Origin of the sequence: Sediminibacterium sp. (assembly GCF_030695065.1) — a bacterium.
Lineage (GTDB): Bacteria > Bacteroidota > Bacteroidia > Chitinophagales > Chitinophagaceae > Sediminibacterium.
The window spans coordinates 163,702-183,087 of the sequence record NZ_JAUYTR010000005.1; the positions used below are offsets into that span (position 1 = coordinate 163,702).

Consider the following 19,386-nt stretch of genomic DNA (forward strand, 5'->3'; position numbering starts at 1 on the left):
ACCATGCAAAAACGTACAGACAACTTCAGCAAATTTGCCGAAAAGAAAAAAGGCGCTGCCATTAAAGAAGCCTATCGCCAAGAGAAAAGAAAGAATAAAGCAGATGCAAGAGCAGCTGGCGAGGAAATGAGGGCAAGAAAAAAAGCCAAAGCCCGTGGCGAAGAGTACGTAGATCCAAAGAAAGTTGCAGCGCCACCAAGAGAATCAGCTTCTACAAAACCCGCTTCATCTGACAAACCTACTAGAGGGGCAGGAAGACCAGTAAGCGCAGCAAAAGGACCAGGCAGACCAGCAGTAGCCGGCTCTGCAAAACCAGCAGCTGGTTCTTATAAAGCATTCAAAAGCGACAAAGGTGCTGCAAAAACAAGTAAGCCAACCTATGCGGGCAATCCAATGGATGCCGACAAAAAAGATGCTACTACCAGAGACTCTTTGATCCCCCTAAACAAATATGTTGCCCATTCAGGTGTATGTGGAAGAAGAGAAGCGGCTGAGTTAGTGAAAGAAGGAAAAGTAACTGTGAATGGAGATAAAATTTTTGAGCCTGGTTACAAAGTTTCTCAAGCAGATAAAATTTTAGTGAAAGGGAAACCCATTTTTTTACAACGCAATTCTGTCTACATTTTATTAAATAAACCCAAAGACTTTTTAACCACTGCTAGCGATCCACAAGGAAGAAAAACAGTGCTTGATTTAATTAAGGGTGCTACACCAGAACGAGTTTATCCGGTTGGCAGATTGGATAGAAACACCACGGGTGTGTTGTTGTTAACCAATGATGGAGAGCTGGCGCAAAAACTAACGCATCCTTCTTTTGAAGTGAAGAAAATTTACGAAGTTACTTTAGACAAGCCCGTTACTAAAAAAGACTTGGATTCTATTGTAAGTGGTATCACTTTAGAAGATGGATTTGTTGCTGCAGATTCTGTAGGATATGCCGATAGCAAGAGTAAGAATGTGGTAGGAATAGAAATTCACAGTGGTAGAAATAGAATTGTGCGCAGGATTTTTGAACATTTAGGATACGATGTAAAAGCATTGGATCGGGTAATGTTTGCCAATCTTACCAAGAAAAATGTAGAGCGAAGCAAATGGCGTTTTTTAAACGATAAAGAAGTGCGATTGCTTAAATTCATGAACAAATCTTTTCTTAGAAAAAACAAGTCAGAAGCCAACGCATGAGTATTGACATCATAGTAGAAACAGCCGATTTTGTTGCAGTAAACAAACCTTCTGGCTTATTGAGTATTCCTGATAGAATGGGCGTAGAAAAGTCTTTAAAAGACCTATTAAAACAACGCTATGGAAATATTTATACCGTCCATCGTTTAGATAGAGACACCAGTGGCATTATTATTTTTGCTAAACACGAAGAATCGCATAAAGCCCTCTCGCAACTTTTTGAAAGCAGGGAAATGGAAAAATTTTACTTGGGTTTAGTGAATGGACAAATGATGAACACCAGTGGAAGCATTGATGCTCCTATTATGGAACATCCGGGAAAAACCACTAAAATGATGACCCATGTAAAGGGTAAACCATCTTTAACCGATTATGAAGTGGTGGAACAATATAGGTTGTTTTCTTGGGTTCGTTTTCAAATACATACGGGAAGAACCCACCAAATTAGGGTGCATATGCAGCATATAGGACATAGCATTGTTTGCGATGAAATATATGGAGATGCAAAACCCATTTTGTTGTCTTCGATCAAAAAGAATTTCAAGTTGGCTAAAGTAGCAGAAGAAGAAAAACCCATTTTGGCAAGATTGGCTTTGCATTCTTTCCAATTAAATTTTACTTACAACGAAATTGCCTATCAGCTAGAAGCGCCATTACCTAAAGACTTGCGTGCAGTATTGCAACAATTAAAAAAATGGAAGGGCTAAACCTTATTGTTTAAATACTTTGCCGCCTTTCATTACAAATTGTACCCTGCCCATGCTGCTTACATCTTGTTGTGGATTACCATCCACTGCAATAATATCAGCCAATTTACCCTTTTCAATACTGCCAATTGAATCGTCTCCTAATAAATCTGCTGCATTAACTGTAGCACATTTTATGGCTTCTAAAATGGGCATGCCCACTTCGGTCATGTATTGAAATTCCATCCAATTTTTTCCATGTGCATACACACCAGCATCGGTACCAAATGCAATTTTTACTCCTTTTTTATAAGCTTTTGCAAAAGTGCCTTGAATAAAATTTCCAATCACCAATGCTTTGGCTTTTACAATATCCGGATAGTAGCCAGGTTTTTTGGCAGAGTCTGCTGTTGATTTACCAGCAACAATTGTGGGCACCAAATAAGTACCTTTTTCTTTCATTAATTCCATTACTTCTTCAGACATATAACTACCATGTTCAATAGAATGAACACCACCTAGCACTGCCCTTTTCATACCTTCTGCACCATGGGCATGTGCAGCTACTTTAAATCCATAATCGTTGGCCGTTTGAACAATGGCTTTAATTTCTTCAACGCTAAATTGCGCGCCACTTCCATCTTTGGCCATACTTAACACACCACCCGTTGCCGTAATTTTAATGAGGTCTGCTCCATCTTTATATCGCTGACGTACGGCTTTTGCAGCATCTTCTACACTGTTGACCACACCTTCTCTAGGACCAGGATCGCCCATTAAATCTTTTCGATAATTGTTGGTGGGATCAGCATGTCCGCCAGTGGAAGCCAAAGATTTTCCAGCAGTATATACTCTAGGGCCAACAACCCATCCTTTATTGATGGCATTTCTTAAAGCAATATTTACATTGGTACCCCCTAAATCTCTAACTGCTGTAAACCCACTCATTAAAGTTTTCTCTGCAAACATTACCGATTGAAATGCATAATCTGCAGGGTTAAAAGTAAACCCATTTAAATAACTAGCGGGTCCTGTTTCCGATTCTAAATGCACATGCATATCAATTAAACCGGGCATTACAGTTAATTTCTTTAAATCAATTACCGTATTACCAGCAGAAGCAGCAGTATACCCTTTTTGCACTTCTACAATTTTATTCCCTTCTACAACAATAGTCATTGCAGGCAATTGAGTACTGTTTTTAACATCAATTAATTGACCGCAATGTATTAGCGTACGTTGTGCAATAACTGCATTGCTCAATAATAATATTACACCCAAAAAGTATTTACGCATAAAAGGATTTTTAGGAAGTTAAGCATTCTATATTGAACAAAAAAAAGCCCTGCGTTTGCCGGGCATCATCATCAACTAAAAAATTATTTATTTGGCTGTGGGGTATAGCGCAAATATGGTTTTACTACGGTTACTCCTTTAGGGAATCGTTGTATTGCCTCTGCTGTGCTTACAGCAGGAACCACAATCACATCTTCGCCTTCTTTCCAATCAGCAGGTGTTGCTACGCTGTAATCTGCAGTGAGTTGCAAAGAATCTATTACCCGCAATACTTCATTGAAATTTCTACCAGTAGAAGCTGGATAAGTGATCATCAATTTCACTTTCTTGTCTGGTCCTATAATGAACAAAGAACGAACCGTAAAAGTTTCAGAAGCATTTGGATGAATCATATCATAGGCATGAGAAATACTTCTGTCTTCGTCTGCTATTATTGGAAAATCAACCAGTGTGTGCTGGGTTTCATTAATATCGCCAATCCATCCAGCATGTTTTGCTAAACTATCTACACTCAAGGCCAATACTTTCACGTTACGTTTTTCAAATTCGCCTTTCAATGCTGCCGTTCTGCCCAACTCAGTGGTACAAACAGGAGTATAATCTGCTGGATGAGAAAATAAAACACCCCAATTATTCCCTAGGTATTCATAAAAATTGATTGGACCAATGCTGGTTTGTGCAGCAAAATTGGGAGCGATATCGCCTAGTCTTAAAGCCATAGTATTGAATTTAAAGAGCGAATATAGTATTTTCCTACTAATTTAGTAGACTAATAAATTATCCTTTAGAAGGATTGTCTTTTTCAGGAGATTTTACTGTCCGGGCTTTCTGTAATAGCCCTTTGCCAAACTTATTCTTTACAGCATCAATGGCTTTATATAAATCGCCTTTTTTATCGGATTCATCAAAAAGGGAACCTTGCAGCACATGTGAAGTGAGTTCCGATAAACGAACGCCTAACAATCGAATGGGCTCCCCTTTTTTATACAGCTTATGAAATAAGTCAATTGCTACAGGTATTAATTCATCATCTCGCAACGTATAACTAATTGCTATTTGCTTTGATGTGGTATCAAAATTGGGGTAACGAATTTTAACTGCAATACAACCAGTAAGTTTTCCATCTTGTCTTAATTCATACGCTACTTTTTCAGTCATTCTTACCAACTCACTTAACAAGAAGCCCTCATCTGTTTTATTTTCTTCAAAAGTATTTTCGGTTGAGATTGATTTTGATTCATGATAAGGTTGAACAATTCCTTCATGAATTCCTTGTGATTTTTTCCAAAGATCTGCCCCTGACTTGCCCAATACTTTTTCTAAAAGAGCAATGGGTGTTTTACTCAATTGTTCAATTGTATAAATGCCCATTTGGTTCAACTTTGTATGCATGGATTCTCCAACACCAGAAAATTTATTAACAGGTAGTGGTGCTAAAAATTCTTTTTCCATTCCTGGCTGCACAAATAAATAGCCATTGGGCTTGGCTTCATCTGTAGCAATTTTAGCAATCATTTTATTACTGGCCAATCCAAATGAAATGGGCAATCCAGTTGTCTCTATGATTTCATTGCGTAAATCAATCGTCCATTGGTATGGATCAAAAAATTTATCCATCCCCGTTAAGTCAATAAAGAACTCATCAATAGATGCTTTCTCAAATAAGGGTGCTTTAGCTGCAATAATATCGGTTACCCATCTTGAATACCTAGTGTATTCTCCTCGAGTTCCTCTCACTAAAATAGCATGTGGGCAAAGCTTCATGGCTGTTTTCATTGGCATGGCGCTTCTTACACCAAACTTACGTGCCTCGTAACTACAAGTAGTTACCACCCCCCTATCGGCACTTCCACCTACAATAACAGCCTTCCCTTTTAAGGTTGGATTATTCAGCATTTCTACACTCACAAAAAAGGAGTCTAAGTCTAAATGTGCAATATATCGTTGCGGTGTTTGCATAATATTAAAAGCAATATCACCCTTTTATGTGATGGATATATATTTTAAATGAAGCTATTTTTGCAGTAAATTAATTTAAATGAAAAAAGGGATTTTTACAGCGTTCTGTTGTTGGTGCGTGGTTTTGGCATCAGCACAATCCTTTGTTTTGTATAAAGAAGAAACTACTAAAGCAACTGCCCCTTTAACTATTACAAAATCAGCTCTTGTAAAAGATATCCAATTTTGGAAAACAACCATTGAAGCAGCTCATGTTAATATGTACCATGCGGTAAGCAAAGAGTCGCTTATTCAATTAGAAAAAAAATTACTGGCCTCTCTGCCTAATACTGTTTCAATTAATCAAGCAATTTTAGTGATAGGAAAGTTGGCTGCAGCTTTAAACGAAGGCCATCTAGGACTTCCTTCTGCAAAAATTTCTGATAGCTTATTTCAACAATCGCTTCGATTTCCTTTTTTAATAAAATCATCCAATCAAATTGGATGGGAAGTGGAAATGGATTTAAGCAAGGAGCAATATTTAAAAAATGGGGGTACTATTTTAGCCATTAATGGTAAAAATATTACGAGCATTAATAAGCAATACGGTGTGTATTTTGGTGGATTAACCAATTGGAAAAATCAGCAAGTAGGCACTTATATTAGAAAGCTTTTATTCTTACATGGCATCAAAAGCCCTTATCAAATAACTGCATTGAATGCAGAAGGCAAAAAGATTCAGTACAAAGTAAACGGGTATAATAAGCAACAAGCTGATAGCATTACTAAAGTAATGTCATCAATAAAAAGTAACCAACTAATCCCTTACAGTTTAGAAATATTACCTGATTCAATTGCCTATATCCGTTACAATAATATGAGCAATGATCCTACCCATCCATTCACCAAATTTTTGATAGAGAGTTTTACCAAAATACAATCTTCCCGAGCAAAAGGGCTCATCATTGATATTAGAGAAAACGGTGGAGGCAATTCTGCTTTAGCCGAATTAATGATCCCCTATTTTAGCAACAAGCCATATAGGCTTACTGCTGGCATGAAATGGAAAGTGAGTGAAGCCTATAAAAAATTTATGCTGGGTAGTCAAGGAGAAAAAGCAGGGCCTGCGTTTTACTTTACAATGCAAAACGGATCAGTCTATTTTTACGACAACAAATTATTAAAACAGCCATTAGAAACTCCACTGCGTTTTAATGGTAAAACAGCGCTTTTAATTGGACCCAATACTTTCAGTAGCGCCAATATGTTTAGTGATGGAGTTAAAACCTATCAATTGGCCAAGGTATTTGGTACCCCTACTGCTGAACCGGGAAATGATTATGGAGAAATGTTCAATTTTATGTTGCCCCATAGTCAAATTATTGCTAGAGGACCCAGTAAAATGTTTTTCAGGGCCGATGGCAATGAAAACGACAGCAATTCCATTCTACCTGATGTTTTAGTACCTTCTGCAAAAAACAAAGATGCTGTTGTAGACAAAGCACGGGAATGGATTTTAGAGAAAAACTAATACCCCCATTTACAACCCTCTATAAATGTCTAGTAACCCATCGGGTAAAGTAACATACACTTTTTGTGCAACTCTATCTATCTTATCTAAGGTTTCAGCATGCAAAGGTATCAAAGCTTCATTGCCTTCTAAAGTAACACGCAACAATACTTGATGCGGTTGCTCAATCACTTCTTCAATTGGTCCTAAATTTTCGTCTTCATCTGTTATTACTTCATAGCCCAATAAGGAGATGGGGGCATCTTTACCTGCTAGTTTTCTAAAGTCGGCATCTAATAACCAAACTGGTTTAGCTGTAAATCTTGCAGCTGCTTCCTTGCTATTAACTCCTTCTAATTTAATAAAGGTTTCTTCCTCGTCTTTTGCTTTAGCTGTTTCTAAAAAGTATGGAATATAGGAGCCCTTTGTTTCTTCAACAAAAATGGCAGATGCTTCTTTTAAATTGGATTTTTTTCCTAGTGAATGTTTTAAAATCAATTCACCCTTCACACCAAAAACGGCTACTAATTTTCCAATATGAATATATTCCTTCATGGGTGCAAGTTACAAAATGAATAGGGATAATGAAAAAGGGTCCAGCTTACTGGACCCTTAAACAGATGTATGAATTTTACAATTAAGCTTCTACTGGAGCTGATTCTTCAGCTGGGGCAGCAGACTCTTCTTGCTTTTCTTCTACTTTTTTAACTACAGGAACATACGCTCTTTTAGCAACTTGCTTGCTCTTGTGTTCGCTGTTTCTGCGAGTGATATTTTCCTCATGACTTGCATGCCATTCTTGGAACTTAGTCATTGCAGTTGCATCATCAAACAATCCTAATTTAACACCACGTAATAAGTGTTTTAGGTACAATACTCCTTTGAAAGAAAGGATTCTGCGTACAGTGTCGGTTGGCTGAGCACCTTTGTTAAGCCACTCTAAAGCTTTTTGACGATCTAATTGAATGCTTGCAGGAACTGTTAATGGGTTGTAAGTTCCAATTTTTTGGATGAACTTACCATCTCTTGGTGCACGAGCATCGGCTACTACTATAAAGTAGAAAGGACGCTTCTTACTTCCGTGTCTTTGAAGTCTCATTTTTACTGCCATGTTAAATAGAAATTTAAAGGCGTTATTAAATAGGGTTAATCCCGGTAGAAACCGGGAGCGCAAATTTAGGATATTCTAGATAATTTACCAAAGATTAGCGTTTCATACCTGGAAAACGGCCCCCCATTGGCATATTATTCATCATTTTCATCATTTGTTTCATTTGCTCAAACTGCTTCATAAACGCATTCACTTCCGTTAAATCTTTACCTGCCCCCTTGGCAATTCTGGCTCGTCTAGACGGAGTAAGGCTGTCGGGGTTGGCGCGCTCGTGCGGGGTCATTGAACTAATCATGGCTTCAATCCCCTTAAACGCATCATCTTTTATATCAATATCTTTTACCGCTTTACCTACACCAGGAATCATTCCCATCAGGTCTTTCAGGTTACCCATTTTTTTAATTTGCTGTAACTGGTCTAAGAAATCTTGGAAATCAAATTGGTTTTTACGAATTTTCTTCTCTAATTTCTTTGCTTCAACTTCATCAAACTGGGCCTGTGCTTTTTCTACTAATGTAGTGATATCACCCATTCCCAAAATTCGTTGTGCCATCCTTTCAGGATAGAACACATCCAATGTTTCCATTTTCTCTCCACTGCTCACAAACTTGATTGGCTTGTCTACCGTGTATTTAATAGAAAGGGCCGCACCACCTCTGGTATCACCATCTAATTTGGTTAACACTACCCCGGTAAAGTCTAAGCGATCATTGAATGCTTTGGCCGTATTTACCGCATCCTGACCAGTCATTGAGTCTACCACAAACAATATTTCTGATGGATTAACAGCCGCCTTAATATTGGCTACTTCATTCATCATTACTTCGTCTATTGCCAAACGACCGGCGGTATCTATTATTACTACATTCTTATTAGTTGCCTTGGCTTCTTTGATGGCATTTAATGCAATGGCTACGGCATCTTTATTATCTCGCTCACTGTAAACACTTACACCAATTTGTTCTGCCAACACCGTTAACTGATCAATAGCCGCAGGTCTATAAATATCTGCCGCTACCACCAATGGACTCTTGCCCTTTTTGGTTTTTAAATAATTGGCCAATTTTCCTGTGAAAGTGGTTTTACCACTACCTTGTAAACCAGCAATTAAAATAACAGCAGGCCTTCCCTCTATTTCAAAAACTGCTTCTTGCCCACCCATTAATTCGGTTAGTTCATCTTGAACAATTTTCACCATTAACTGGCCTGGGCTAATTGCATTCAGCACTTTTGCTCCAACTGCTTTGTCTTTTACTTTATCGGTAAATTCTTTGGCAATTTTAAAGTTTACATCGGCGTCTAGTAATGCCCTACGGATGTCTTTTACCGTGTTGGCAATATTGAGTTCATTAATTCTTGCTTCCCCTTTGAGGTTCTTAAACGCTGACTCTAATTTTTCTGATAAATTCTGAAACATGATTACCCACTTATTGATGAACGAGGTGCAAATATACTAGCTTGGGGAATTTGCACGCATTCCTTATTTTTATATTATAAAATTTAACGATGAGAATTTTTTTAGTCTTAATCATTTTAGGGTTGTTCAGTACGCAAGCCCTTCAAGCACAAAACCTTCAGGCACAACCCAAGAAGATGAGTTTAACAGAGAAATCCATCGTTAAAGACAGCAGCGGAACAGTTTATCCCTATGCCATATGGAGTAAGTTGATTCAATCTGGTAATTATTCCATCAAACCTGTTTCTTTTGTAGACAACAATGACCAATTTATTCTGTATGTATTAACTGAAAAGGAAAAAGAGGAAATGGTTAAGCGCACGCCTAAGCCTAAAGAATCTACTTATTTTGTTACGGGTGCTTCTTTTGGAAAATTTAAAACCACCGATATCAATCGCAACAAATTGAACCTACAAGAAATGAAGGGGAAAATTGTGGTGTTTAATTTTTGGTTTATCAACTGCCCACCTTGCAAAAGAGAAATTCCAGAATTAAATAAATTGGTTGATAAATACAAAGACAGAAACGACGTGGTTTTTATAGCAGTAGCATTAGACGATAAATCAGACTTAAAGGATTTTTTAAAAACTACCCCGTTCAATTATACTATTGTTGATGGGGGAAGATGGATTGCCTCAGAAATTGGCATCAATACATTCCCTACCAATGTAGTTGTAGATCAACAAGGATTGGTTCAGTTTCATGCTACAGGATATAGCTTGTCTTTGCCTAGTTGGATAGACAAAACCATAGCATCATTAATTGATAAGGGCAGCTCACAAAGTGTTCCAAAATAATAAAGTACTTACCCTAAATAATAACGGAGTTGTCGGGCTCTGTTGGCTGAACGTAATTTATTAATGGCTTTGTCTTTAATTTGCCTAACTCTTTCGCGGGTCAGGTTAAAACGAGTTCCAATATCTTCTAAGCTAAGCGCTCTGTCTACGCCAATGCCAAAGAAAAAACAAAGTACTTTTTTTTGGCGGTCTGTTAAAGTACCTAAACTTCTTTCAATTTCTACATGTAAGGACTCATGATAAACCAACTTTTCATCGGTCTTTGCTTCATTGGTGTTTTCTAATAAATCTATTAAAGTAAGATCTTCTCCACTGCTGATAGGCGAATCCATGCTCACATGTCTAAATCCTGCTTTCATGGTAGCGGTTACTTCGTCTATTGGCAGTTCTAAAAAATCAGCCAACTCTTGTGGAGTTGGTTCTCTTTCGTATTCCTGTTCTAAATATTGATAGGCTTTACTAATGCGATTGGTTAAACCCACTTTATTTAATGGCAATCGAACAATACGGCTTTGCTCTGCCAATGATTGAAGAATACTTTGTCTGATCCACCAAACGGCATAAGAAATAAATTTAAATCCCTTTGTTTCATCAAAGCGCATAGCGGCTTTAATTAACCCTAAATTTCCCTCATTAATTAAGTCGGATAAAGTAAGACCTTGGTTCTGATATTGTTTAGCAACCGATACAACAAATCGAAGATTTGCTTTAACAAGTCGATCTAATGCTTTTGTATCGCCTTCTTTAATTTTTAACGACAGTTGTACTTCTTCTTCTGGTTCAATTAAATCTACTTTACCAATTTCTTGTAAATACTTTTCTAGACTCTGCGATTCACGATTGGTGATCGATTTGGTTATTTTGAGTTGGCGCATACCCATAACAACTAGATTAAGATTGGTAAATAATGAACTATCCTAATTTAACATTTTCCACAGTTTTGAAAAAATAAATTGATAATAATATAATAATTAATATATTAGATAGATTAATTATTATTAATATAAGTATTTATAACATTAAAATTTGGTTTTTTTAAAAAAACATTTGGGTAATAGGTATTATTTAATATCATTGCACATACCTAGATGGTAAAAGCGTAATAATGAGTAAGAAGCAACTATTTACATTAGAATTCCCGGTTAGATGTTCCCCTGTTATATTATATGAGTTTTTAGCTACTCCTGCTGGCTTGCAAGAATGGTTTGCAGACAAGGTAGATGAGTGGGAAAACGTATACAGTTTTTCATGGGATGGTGGTGTTCCAGAAAAAGCGGAAGTACTAGATAAAGAAGAAAATAAATTCATTCGTTTCCGTTGGTTACACAGCGATAAGAATGAATATTTTGAATTCAAAATAGAAAAAACCGAAATTTCTAACCAAACAATTTTGGTAGTGAAAGATTTTGCTGAAAAGAGTGAAATTAAAGACCAGAGCCAATTGTGGGGCTACCAAACTAAGGAGCTATTTCATAGATTGGGTTCTTAATAATCGGTTAAGATGGTCAACATCTTTTTAAAATGATTCAACATAAAAGATTCTATATCATCCCACTCTTCGAGTGGGATTTTTTTTGCCAACTTTAAAAAGGGCAACATGGTTACGCTATAGCCATTCCAATCTTGAATAGGGGTGTAATTGTCCTTTTCAAAATGGTGTTGCCAAGGAGATTGAGTTCCACCTATAAACCAGTCTTTGGTTTCAACCCCATACTTTCCATATAACTGAAAGTAGCGATCAATAGAGGGACCATATTGTGCCAAAAATTTACCCTTTAATATTAGATGAATACTGCAATGATTGCCCCACCAAAAAAAAGTGCGAATAGCAAAAATGTCGTCGTCGGTAAAACACCTTGGAAAATCTAACATAAGATAAGGAAGCAGCTGGTATTGCTCGCCTTTGGATATTTTAGGGGGTATATCAAATACCGGGCTTTTTGCAAAAGCATCGTGCTGCAGGTATTCTTGCCTATACCCATTGGCAAGGGAACTAAACAGGTCATTCACCTTCTGAATAATATGGTTCTTTGTTAAAATCCAGTCGGCATTATTAACCAGTTCCAGTTCCTTTGGCGAAAGTGTTACTTTTGCAGCGCTCATACAGCAATATTAAGACAGCTATTGTGATAAAAAAACTAGACATATTAATTATTCGATCATTTATTGGTCCTTTTATAGCTGCTTTTGCCATTTCGCTGTTTGTTTTAACCATGCAGTTTTTCTGGTTATATATAGACGACTTAGTGGGAAAAGGATTAGACTTAATCACCGTTTTGAAACTGGTAGGCTTGGTGGCATTATTTTGGGTACCTATGGCATTGCCCTTGGCTTTACTTTTTTCGTCTATCATGACTTTTGGAAATTTGGGAGAGAAATTTGAATTAGTTGCTATTAAAGCAGCAGGTATTTCTCTTATTCGATTCATGCGTCCGTTGTTGGTGTTTACTTTTTTTGTTTGTGGTATTGCCTTTTTGTTTGCGAATAATATTATACCCGTTACCCAACTAAAATTATCTGCACTTAAATATGATATCATTGTTTCTAAGCCATCCATTGATATTAAGGAAGGAGTTTTTTACGATAAGATAGATGGCTTTATCATCAAGCTTGGAAAAAAAGAAAAGAACGACAGCATCATACACGATGTGGTCATCTTTGAAAAAGGTTATTATTTGCAAGACAATATCATGGTGGCAGAAAGCGGAGTGATGCGCGTTTCTAAAGACAAACAATTTTTAGAGTTTATTTTAAAAAATGGTTGGAGGTATCAAGAGAAAGGACCAAGAGGGGTAATAGAAACAGAGTTTACCAGAATGGGATTTAAGGAATATAAAAAAGTATTTGACCTAAAGAGTTTTCAAATGAATAAAACAGAAGACTCTGCATTTTACGACCCAAAAATGTTAAGTGTAAGACAACTCAATTTGGCCATTGACTCCTTAGATCATATAGATACTTTTTATGCAAAAAAAGCAAAACTAGAAGTTAGTCCATATTTGCGATTTACTCGATATGCAGATACAGGCTGGAGTAAAATTTTGAAGCCATTACCTAAAGTAAACCCTGCTAAGATTTTCCCAGATAGCTTAGACCAACAATTAATAGACGCAGCAGCCAATCAACTCGCAACTGTAAAAGGCTCGGTGGCTGTAATGGCAGAAGACTATAAAGCCAAATATTTGTCTATGCAATTGCATGAAATTGAATGGCACAAGAAATTCACTTTGTCTGTTGCTTGTTTGGTCATGTTTTTAATTGGTGCTCCGTTGGGTTCTATTATTCGTAAAGGGGGATTGGGAACGCCAATGGTTTTTGCCATTGTGTTTTTTGTGTTATTTCACTTACTCAATACGTTTGGAGAAAAATTTGTTCGATCTGGTCAAACCAATGCCCTTATAGGCATGTGGCTAAGTACATTTATTTTAGTTCCCATCAGTGCTTTTTTAATTTACAAAGCCATGCACGACTCTCAACTATTTAACCAAGAGTTCTACTATCGCAATTTTAAAGGGCTACGTAAATTTTTGGCTACCTTTAATAAAACAAAAAATTAATTACCATGCGTAAATATAATAGAAGATTGTTCTTAACGAACAGTGGCAAAGCAACGGTAGCAGCAGGTATTGGCATGAGTATTCTACCTAATATAGTTTTAGCAGCTGATAACAATAGTTTTACGCAGCAAGCATTACCTTATGCTTATAATGCATTGGAGCCTTTTATAGACGCCACTACAATGGAAATTCATTACAGTAAACATGCAGCTGCTTATGCAAAAAATTTAGCAGAGGCTTGTGTAGCCGAAAAAGTAAATACAGCTACAATATCACTAGAAACACTTATGCAAAATATTGGTAAGTATTCTAGTAAGATGCGCAACAATGGTGGTGGGCACTTTAACCATGAATTTTTCTGGAAATGCATGAAGCCTGGAACAAGCAGTATGCCAACAGGAAAAATATTATTGGCCATCAACCAATCTTTTGGTTCAGTTGAAGCATTTAAGACACAATTTTCAGACGCTGCAAAAAATAGGTTTGGTAGTGGTTGGGCATGGTTGGTTCAAACCTCAGATGGTAAATTAATTTGTGGCTCTACAGCCAATCAAGACAACCCATTGATGGATATTAGCGACTTAAAAGGAAAGCCATTATTGGCTTTGGATGTTTGGGAACATGCTTATTATTTGAAGTACCAAAATAAACGTCCTGATTATATCAACAACTGGTTCAATTTAGTAGACTGGAGTTTTGTAGAGAAACAGCTTATTTAAATTGGGTTGCACTCAATAAGATTGATTAAAAGAACATTGAAAATAAATATAGTATGAAAGTAAGTTTGAATTGGAAAGAAGCCTTGGCATTTGATGCATCTGGTGAAGACGGTCATGTGGTAAGAATTGATACATCGGTAGAAAATGGCGGTTTAAACAGTGGTATGAATCCAAAGCGTTTGTTATTGGCATCACTTTGTGGTTGCAGTGCCATTGATGTGATTGATATATTAAACAAAATGAAAGTTGAGTTCAGCAAACTAGAAGTTACTGCTGAAGCAGATCAAACGGAAGAGCATCCAAAAACTTTTACGCATATTGATTTGGTTTATCATTGTGATGTTAAACCAGCAGATGAAGACAAATTAAAGCGAGCGGTTTCTTTATCGATGGATAAATATTGTGGTATTTCTGCCATGTTGGCTAAGCACTGCCCCATCAATTATAGTACGCAATTAATTTAGCTTAGTTTTTCTACCCACTTGCGAATCACTTTGTACGCAATCAAGTATTTAATAAACAGGAGCATACTGTATTTAAACGATATCCAGTTGATGTCTAAAACCAGCGCACCCCAAGCCTGCTTTAGTGCAGCTTCTGTATCGTTTAATTCGTGATAAATTTTATGAGATAGTTGGGCAAAGTGTTGAGAGAAATATTTTTTAGACATTGCATTTACCTCGTCTCTAACATCTAATGGTAAATAGGCTCTAATAATTCCGATCACTTTGGTTACGTCTTCAATATTCTTACCAGACTTTAATGCTTCTGAGTAGAGCGCTTTGCCGTGAATTCTAAAATTCGCCAATACTTTGGGCACATATGCCAATTCTGCATGGGCAGCAATTCTTACGGTCATTTCCCAGAACTCTCCATGTTCTGCCCCAAAATAACTACCCAATTTTTCGTATGTAGTTCTTTTAATAACCATTGCAGATGGTTCCGTATTTTGCCTGAGTGCAACAGCTTTAACCCAGTTTTTTAGTAAACCCCTTTCCTTAGCCAAAGGTTGGTGTTTCCAGATTGGTGTACCTCTTTCATTAATGTATTGGAATTCGGTAAATGCTGCACCTACTCTAGGGAACTCATTAAATAACGATAAAATTTCATCGTAAAAACCTGGCATTACATAATTGTCTCCGTATAAAAGATGTACATACTTTCCTCTTGAAAGCTTAATACAGGTTTCTAAGTTCCTCAACCTTCCTACTTTGCTGGGCTGTCTAAAATACCCTATCCTACCCTTTCCAGTGTCCTTAACCAATTGTTCTACATCTCCATCTGTACTTGCATCGTCTACCACCAACATTTGCATAATACCAATACCCTGATCTAACTCTAAAATGGATAATAAAGTGGTGTTTAAATAAGTGAAGGTATTGTCAACGGCAATCATTACCGACCAAACGGGTTGATCGGTTTCATCGTGCAGTGGTGCAATTAGCGGCGGCCTAGAAGGTATTCTCTCTCGTTGTTCTGGTTTACGCATTTCGGGGGTTAATGTTCCAAATAAATTACCCTAATTTGGATGCTAAAAATAAAGCAAATTTGTTTAACACCCACTAAATAAGGCGCTTATGTACCAAAGTAAACAGAATTTTGTGGTTCAAAAGTGGGTTACAGCCCTAAGTGTGGTCTTATTTGTGCTTAAAATCACTGCTTACTATTTAACCAATTCATTAGCCATTCTTTCAGATGCTTTGGAAAGTATTGTTAATATAGTAGCTGGTTTTATTGGATTGTACAGCTTATATGTTGCCTCCAAACCACGAGACGAAGACCATCCATACGGGCATGGGAAAGCAGCATTTATTTCTGCGGCTGCTGAAGGCAGCCTGATTATTGCGGCAGGCATTTTAATTATTTATGAGACCGTTGTAAATATGCTGGCCAACCATACGGTACAACAATTGGATCAAGGAATGTGGCTGGTAGGGGCTACAGCAGTGCTCAATTATATTGCTGGAGCAATTTGCATCAAGATTGGTAAAAAAAACAAATCGCTGGCATTAGAGAGCAGCGGCAAGCACTTGCAAATTGATACTTTTTCTACAGTTGCCGTACTATTAGCCATTGCACTCATGTATCTAACCCATTTATATTGGATAGACAAATTAATTGCGTTTATACTGAGTGGATGGATCATGTACAATGGTTATACCATTTTACGCAAATCGCTTGCAGGTATAATGGATGAAGCAGATGAACAAATGCTGAACCAATTTATACGGGTTTTAGAAACCCATAAAAAGCCCAATTGGATAGACTTACACAATCTTAGGGTAATTAAATACGGAGATTTATTACATATTGATTGTCACTTAACCCTACCCTGGTACTTGAATATTCACGAAGCCCATTTAGAGATAGACGAATTATCTAATTTAATCAAGACCAATTTTGGAGATGCCATTGAACTATTTGTTCATACAGATGGTTGCTTAAATTTCAGTTGCGCTATTTGTACCAAAAAAGACTGCAACGTAAGAACCCAACCATTTCAAAAACAATTGAATTGGACCATCGAGAATGTGGTCTCTAATCAAAAACACAGTCTTGCCAAGCAGGTTTAAAATAGGTAACTTGCACGCTCAATTAATACCATTATGGACAGCTGGAAACAATACCAAGAAGCACACAAAGAACAATTTTTAGCAGAATTAATCAATTTATTAAAGATTCCTAGTATAAGTGCCCGCACCGAAAATAAAGCGGACATGTTGCATTGTGCAGAAGTAGTAAAACAAAGTCTAGTAGAAGCTGGTGCCGATACAGTAACTATTTTTCCAACAAAAGGCCATCCAATTGTTTACGCAGAAAAAATAATTGATGCAAGTAAACCTACTGTATTGGTGTATGGTCATTATGATGTGCAACCAGCAGATCCGTTAGAGCTTTGGCATAGTGGTCCCTTTGAACCTGTAATAAAAGATGGAAAAATTTATGCTCGTGGATCGGCCGATGACAAAGGACAATTTTACATGCATGTAAAAGCATTGGAAACATTTACAAAAACCAATTCATTTTGTACCAATATTAAATTTTTGATTGAAGGTGAAGAGGAAATTGGGAGCCCTAATTTAGCTGAGTTTGTAAAAGCAAATAAGGAACTTTTAAAAGCAGACGTCATTTTAATTTCAGATACTTCTATGTTGAGCATGGAAAATCCTTCCATCGACATAGGTGTTCGTGGGTTAAGTTATATAGAAGTTGAAATTACAGCAGCCAACAGAGATTTACACAGTGGTGTTTATGGAGGAGCAGTAGCTAATCCTATTACCATTTTAGCACAAATGATTGCTTCTTGTCACGATGAAAATAACCATATAACCATTCCTGGTTTTTATGATGATGTAGTAGAAGCAACACCAGCAGAAAGAGAAAAAATGGCCAAAGCTCCATTTGACGAACTAGCCTATAAAGCAGATTTGGGTATCAGTGAATTATGGGGAGAAAAAGGATTCACCACCAATGAAAGAACCGGCATTCGCCCAACACTAGAAGTGAATGGAATTTGGGGAGGTTATACAGGAGAGGGTGCAAAAACCGTTTTGCCTTCTAAAGCAACTGCAAAAATTTCATGCAGATTGGTGCCCAATCAATCATCTGAAGTAATCACCAAAAAAGTATTGGACTATTTCCACAGTATTGCACCAGCAGGTGTTACTGTAAAAGCAGCTGAACACCATGGAGGTGAGCCATATATGACTCCTATTGATTCAATTGAATACAAAGCTGCTGCCAAAGCGGTAGAAACTTGTTTTGGAAAAGAACCAATTCCTGTTAGAGGTGGAGGAAGCATTCCTATTTGTGCATTGTTTGAAAAAGAATTGGGGTTGAAAATTGTATTCTTAGGGTTTGGATTAGACAGCGATAACTTACATAGTCCTAACGAAAAATACAATTTGGAGAACTATTATAAAGGCATTGAAACCATCCCTTATTTCCATAAGTACTTTGCAGAAATGAAAGCTTAAACATGGCGGCTGAAAAAGAAAAATTACGGATTGATAAATACCTCTGGAGTATACGGCTTTTTAAAACAAGAAGCCAGGCTGGTGATGCATGCAGCAAGGGCAAAGTAAAATACCATGGAGATTCGGTAAAATCTTCAAGGGTAGTAGCTATTGGAGATGAATACGAAGTAAAAACAGAGGCCAAAAAATGGGTAATTAAAGTAACAGGACTATTAAATACCAGAGCAGCTTATCCAGAAGCAATAAAAAACTATATAGATATTACGCCTGCTGAAGAGTTGGATAGAATCAAATTTGAAGCTGCTAGTTTTCATACTGGTAAGCGATTAAGTAAAGTGGGAAGGCCTACCAAAAGAGATCGTAGAGATTTAGGAGAATTCATGGATTAATTGATCCTATAATAATTGACTATGCTAACTATAGACATCATTACCGTAGTGCCCGATTTGTTAGAAGGGCCCTTTAGTCATAGCATTATGAAAAGAGCCCAAGACAAAGGATTGCTCACTGTTCGTACGCATAATTTGCGCAAATGGGCCATTAATAAACATGCACAGGTAGACGATTATCCGTTCGGTGGTGGAGCCGGTATGGTACTAATGTGCGAGCCATTGGCCAATGCAATTGAAGAACTGCAACTCAACAATACTTATGATGCCATCATTTATATGACACCAGACGGTAAAACATTTGACCAACCCATGGCCAATCAATTGTCTATGTTGCAAAATCTCTTAATTATTTGTGGTCATTATAAAGGAATTGACCAAAGAATAAGAGACCAATATATTACGATGGAAATTTCAATTGGAGACTATGTACTAAGTGGAGGCGAATTGGCTGCTGCTGTAGTAGTAGACGCAATTGGGAGATTGATACCTGGCGTTTTAAGTGATGAAACATCGGCCCTAACAGATTCCTTTCAAGACAATTTATTAGCTCCTCCGGTATATACCCGACCAGCCGATTTCAGAGGGATGAAAGTGCCTGAGATTTTGTTACAAGGTGACCCTAAAAAAGTAGAAGACTGGCGTTTTGAGCAATCTGTAGAAAGAACCAAAACAAGAAGACCAGATCTTTTTAAAGAAGATTAATTGGGCGCTTATCCGTTCATTCTGCCACTAAGCATAATAATTAGGGCTTGCTAGTATATTTTA

21 protein-coding genes are annotated in these 19,386 nt (G+C 37.1%); 12 read left to right on the forward strand and 9 right to left on the reverse strand.

Annotated features, from left to right (window positions below; translation table 11 throughout):
• Positions 1-3: 3 nt before the first annotated feature.
• Both Q8S25_RS00680 and Q8S25_RS00685 read left to right on the forward strand, forming a co-directional pair.
• Positions 4-1,182 carry a pseudouridine synthase gene (locus Q8S25_RS00680; protein WP_305533864.1) on the forward strand — a complete coding sequence of 393 codons (1,179 nt, stop codon included), beginning with the start codon at positions 4-6 and terminating at the stop codon, positions 1,180-1,182.
• Positions 1,179-1,889: an RluA family pseudouridine synthase gene (locus Q8S25_RS00685; protein WP_305533866.1), complete on the forward strand. Its 711-nt coding sequence runs from the start codon at positions 1,179-1,181 to the stop codon at positions 1,887-1,889. The genes Q8S25_RS00680 and Q8S25_RS00685 overlap by 4 nt, the downstream gene beginning before the upstream one ends.
• Before the next feature lie 3 nt (positions 1,890-1,892).
• Here Q8S25_RS00685 and Q8S25_RS00690 read toward each other — a convergent pair whose 3' ends face one another.
• The 3 genes from Q8S25_RS00690 to dinB all read right to left on the reverse strand — a co-directional run bounded on the left by Q8S25_RS00690 (position 1,893) and on the right by dinB (position 5,123).
• A complete protein-coding gene (locus tag Q8S25_RS00690; RefSeq protein ID WP_305533868.1) occupies positions 1,893-3,164 on the reverse strand; it encodes an amidohydrolase family protein in 1,272 nt (423 codons plus the stop codon).
• An 83-nt stretch (positions 3,165-3,247) separates the two neighbouring features.
• Positions 3,248-3,883 (reverse strand): peroxiredoxin, encoded by a 636-nt coding sequence (locus tag Q8S25_RS00695; RefSeq protein ID WP_305533870.1) that lies wholly within the window; start codon positions 3,881-3,883, stop codon positions 3,248-3,250.
• A 58-nt stretch (positions 3,884-3,941) separates the two neighbouring features.
• Positions 3,942-5,123 carry a DNA polymerase IV gene (dinB, locus tag Q8S25_RS00700; RefSeq protein ID WP_305533872.1) on the reverse strand — a complete coding sequence of 394 codons (1,182 nt, stop codon included), beginning with the start codon at positions 5,121-5,123 and terminating at the stop codon, positions 3,942-3,944.
• A 79-nt stretch (positions 5,124-5,202) separates the two neighbouring features.
• Here dinB and Q8S25_RS00705 point away from each other — a divergent pair, with 79 nt between their 5' ends.
• On the forward strand, positions 5,203-6,633 hold the full coding sequence (locus Q8S25_RS00705) for a S41 family peptidase (protein ID WP_305533874.1): 1,431 nt from the start codon (positions 5,203-5,205) through the stop codon (positions 6,631-6,633).
• Positions 6,634-6,642: 9 nt separating this feature from the next.
• Here the strand turns inward: Q8S25_RS00705 and rimM are convergent, their stop codons facing one another.
• From rimM to ffh, 3 genes are all read right to left on the reverse strand, one after another.
• Positions 6,643-7,167 carry a ribosome maturation factor RimM gene (gene rimM / locus Q8S25_RS00710; protein WP_305533876.1) on the reverse strand — a complete coding sequence of 175 codons (525 nt, stop codon included), beginning with the start codon at positions 7,165-7,167 and terminating at the stop codon, positions 6,643-6,645.
• A gap of 82 nt (positions 7,168-7,249) precedes the next feature.
• Entirely contained in the window at positions 7,250-7,723 is a 474-nt protein-coding gene (rpsP, locus tag Q8S25_RS00715; RefSeq protein WP_305533878.1) for a 30S ribosomal protein S16, read from the reverse strand.
• Positions 7,724-7,817: 94 nt separating this feature from the next.
• The gene (ffh, locus tag Q8S25_RS00720) at positions 7,818-9,140 is read right to left on the reverse strand and encodes a signal recognition particle protein (protein WP_305533880.1); all 1,323 of its coding nucleotides are present in this window, start codon (positions 9,138-9,140) and stop codon (positions 7,818-7,820) included.
• 89 nt (positions 9,141-9,229) lie between these two features.
• Here ffh and Q8S25_RS00725 point away from each other — a divergent pair, with 89 nt between their 5' ends.
• Positions 9,230-9,976, forward strand: a complete 747-nt coding sequence (locus tag Q8S25_RS00725; protein ID WP_305533882.1) for a TlpA disulfide reductase family protein — start codon at positions 9,230-9,232, stop codon at positions 9,974-9,976.
• An 8-nt stretch (positions 9,977-9,984) separates the two neighbouring features.
• Here the strand turns inward: Q8S25_RS00725 and Q8S25_RS00730 are convergent, their stop codons facing one another.
• A complete protein-coding gene (locus tag Q8S25_RS00730) occupies positions 9,985-10,857 on the reverse strand; it encodes an RNA polymerase sigma factor RpoD/SigA (protein ID WP_371131566.1) in 873 nt (290 codons plus the stop codon).
• A gap of 224 nt (positions 10,858-11,081) precedes the next feature.
• Between Q8S25_RS00730 and Q8S25_RS00735 the strand changes: the two genes are divergently transcribed.
• A complete protein-coding gene (locus Q8S25_RS00735; protein WP_295188711.1) occupies positions 11,082-11,465 on the forward strand; it encodes an START-like domain-containing protein in 384 nt (127 codons plus the stop codon).
• Here the strand turns inward: Q8S25_RS00735 and Q8S25_RS00740 are convergent.
• Positions 11,462-12,079: a hypothetical protein gene (locus Q8S25_RS00740; protein ID WP_305533885.1), complete on the reverse strand. Its 618-nt coding sequence runs from the start codon at positions 12,077-12,079 to the stop codon at positions 11,462-11,464. The genes Q8S25_RS00735 and Q8S25_RS00740 overlap by 4 nt on opposite strands.
• Positions 12,080-12,102: 23 nt before the next feature.
• Here Q8S25_RS00740 and Q8S25_RS00745 point away from each other — a divergent pair, with 23 nt between their 5' ends.
• The 3 genes from Q8S25_RS00745 to Q8S25_RS00755 all read left to right on the forward strand — a co-directional run bounded on the left by Q8S25_RS00745 (position 12,103) and on the right by Q8S25_RS00755 (position 14,716).
• On the forward strand, positions 12,103-13,533 hold the full coding sequence (locus Q8S25_RS00745; protein WP_305533887.1) for an LptF/LptG family permease: 1,431 nt from the start codon (positions 12,103-12,105) through the stop codon (positions 13,531-13,533).
• Positions 13,534-13,607: 74 nt separating this feature from the next.
• Positions 13,608-14,252 (forward strand): superoxide dismutase, encoded by a 645-nt coding sequence (locus Q8S25_RS00750; RefSeq protein WP_305534091.1) that lies wholly within the window; start codon positions 13,608-13,610, stop codon positions 14,250-14,252.
• Between the two features lie 53 nt (positions 14,253-14,305).
• Positions 14,306-14,716 (forward strand): OsmC family protein, encoded by a 411-nt coding sequence (locus Q8S25_RS00755; RefSeq protein WP_305533889.1) that lies wholly within the window; start codon positions 14,306-14,308, stop codon positions 14,714-14,716.
• On the opposite strand, the gene Q8S25_RS00760 is transcribed toward Q8S25_RS00755, so the two are convergent.
• Complete coding sequence (locus Q8S25_RS00760; protein ID WP_305533891.1) at positions 14,713-15,741, reverse strand: glycosyltransferase; 1,029 nt, start codon at positions 15,739-15,741, stop codon at positions 14,713-14,715. The genes Q8S25_RS00755 and Q8S25_RS00760 overlap by 4 nt on opposite strands.
• 88 nt (positions 15,742-15,829) lie before the next feature.
• Here Q8S25_RS00760 and Q8S25_RS00765 point away from each other — a divergent pair, with 88 nt between their 5' ends.
• The 4 genes from Q8S25_RS00765 to trmD are packed head-to-tail and all read left to right on the forward strand — an operon-like array spanning position 15,830 to position 19,323.
• Positions 15,830-16,825, forward strand: coding sequence for a cation diffusion facilitator family transporter (locus tag Q8S25_RS00765; protein ID WP_305533893.1), 996 nt, complete (start codon positions 15,830-15,832; stop codon positions 16,823-16,825).
• Positions 16,826-16,858: 33 nt separating this feature from the next.
• Positions 16,859-18,229: a dipeptidase gene (locus Q8S25_RS00770; protein ID WP_305533895.1), complete on the forward strand. Its 1,371-nt coding sequence runs from the start codon at positions 16,859-16,861 to the stop codon at positions 18,227-18,229.
• 2 nt (positions 18,230-18,231) lie between these two features.
• On the forward strand, positions 18,232-18,618 hold the full coding sequence (locus tag Q8S25_RS00775) for an RNA-binding S4 domain-containing protein (RefSeq protein ID WP_305533897.1): 387 nt from the start codon (positions 18,232-18,234) through the stop codon (positions 18,616-18,618).
• Positions 18,619-18,639: 21 nt separating this feature from the next.
• Complete coding sequence (gene trmD / locus Q8S25_RS00780) at positions 18,640-19,323, forward strand: tRNA (guanosine(37)-N1)-methyltransferase TrmD (protein WP_305533901.1); 684 nt, start codon at positions 18,640-18,642, stop codon at positions 19,321-19,323.
• Positions 19,324-19,386: the final 63 nt, after the last annotated feature.